At 73.3% G+C, this 1,517-nt stretch carries 2 protein-coding genes; both read right to left on the bottom strand.

The features are described from left to right. Window positions 1-254: SDR family NAD(P)-dependent oxidoreductase (locus AOK22_RS35460; protein WP_157872387.1), on the bottom strand; the 254-nt coding region annotated here is incomplete at its 3' end. Between the two features lie 170 nt (window positions 255-424). Further along, the gene (locus tag AOK22_RS35455; protein WP_055702812.1) at window positions 425-1,255 is read right to left on the bottom strand and encodes an MBL fold metallo-hydrolase; all 831 of its coding nucleotides are present in this window, start codon (window positions 1,253-1,255) and stop codon (window positions 425-427) included. Between the last annotated feature and the right edge of the window lie 262 nt (window positions 1,256-1,517).

The following is a 1,517-nucleotide window of genomic DNA, read 5'->3' as shown; positions in this document are numbered from 1 at the left end:
TTGTTCACGAGGACGTCGAGCGCGCCGTCGCGGTCCTCGACCGCGCGGACCGCAGTGGTCACGGACGCGTCGTCGGTGACGTCGAGGGCCACGATCCCGATGTCCAGGCCCTCTGCACGCGCGCGTGTGCGGAGGTCTTCCGCCTTCGCCGTGTTCCGCATCGAGGCGTGGACGCGGTCCCCTCTCCGCGCGAACGCCAACGCCGTCTCCAGGCCGATGCCGCTGCTGCAACCGGTGATGAGGACTGTCGCCACGGACGACCGCCTGCCTTCCGTCGAGGTGCCGAGGTGCGTGTGCCGAGGTGCATGTGCCGCGGTACGTGTTCCGGGGTGTCGGGACGGTCGGCAGACTATGGGCGGTACGGGGTGGTTCGGGGCCCCTACCGGCCCCTAGTCGCGTCGGCTCATCGGCTCCGGCCCGCTCCTCAGATCAGGCCGTGCTCCCTCAAGTAGTCCAGCTGCGCCCGCACCGACAGCTCCGCCGCCGGCCACAGCGAGCGGTCCACGTCGGCGTACACGTGCGCGACGACGTCCGCCGCCTCCACGTAACCGTCCTCCACCGCCGTCTCGACCTGGGCCAGGCGGTTGGCGCGGTGCGCGAGGTAGAACTCGACGGCTCCCTGGGCGTCGTCGAGCACGGGGCCGTGGCCCGGCAGGACCGTGTGGACGCCGTCGTCGACCGTCAGGGAGCGGAGCCTGCGCAGCGAGTCCAGGTAATCGCCCAGGCGGCCGTCGGGGTGCGCCACGACGGTCGTGCCGCGGCCGAGGATCGTGTCGCCCGTCAGGACCGCGCGGTCGGCGGGGAGGTGGAAGCAGAGCGAGTCCGCGGTGTGGCCGGGGGTGGGGACGACGCGCATCTCCAGGCCGCCCGTGGTGATCACGTCGCCGGCGCCGAGGCCTTCGTCGCCGAGGCGCAGGGCCGGGTCGAGGGCGCGTACGTGGGTGCCGGTCAGCTCCGCGAAGCGGGACGCGCCCTCCGCGTGGTCGGGGTGGCCGTGGGTGAGGAGCGTCAGGGCCACGCGCTTGCCCGCCTTCTCGGCGGTCTCGATGACGTGGCTGAGGTGGGCGTCGTCCAGCGGGCCCGGGTCGATGACCACGGCGAGCGGGGAGTCCGGTTCCGCGACGATCCAGGTGTTCGTGCCGTCCAGGGTCATCGCGGAGGGGTTGGGGGCGAGGACGTTGACCGCGCGGGCGGTGGCGGGGCCACTGAGGACCCCGCCGCGGGGCTGGCCGGGCAGGGCGGCGGCATCGGTCATGCGGTGGTTACTCCTGTCGTGAGGCGTGAGGCGTGAGCCTGGCGGGGCGCCTTGGGCGGGGGCGCCTGTCGTCCGTCGGTGTGCGGGTGCGTGGGCGTCTGCGCCCTGGCGGTGCTGCGCGGTCTCTCGTCGGTGGGGCGGGGCCGCGGGGGTATGTGCGTACTCGCTATCCCTGCGTCACGCCTCAAGTCCAAAGACGCCAGATGATGCTCGGCGCTCCGTGCGCACATACCCCCACGTCCCCTCACGCCGGTCGCGCGCC

It is taken from the genome of Streptomyces silaceus, assembly GCF_001419745.1.
In the GTDB taxonomy this organism is placed as follows: domain Bacteria; phylum Actinomycetota; class Actinomycetes; order Streptomycetales; family Streptomycetaceae; genus Streptomyces; species Streptomyces silaceus.
Note: the sequence above shows the minus strand (reverse complement) of the source record. Positions and strands in the feature narration are given on the sequence as shown.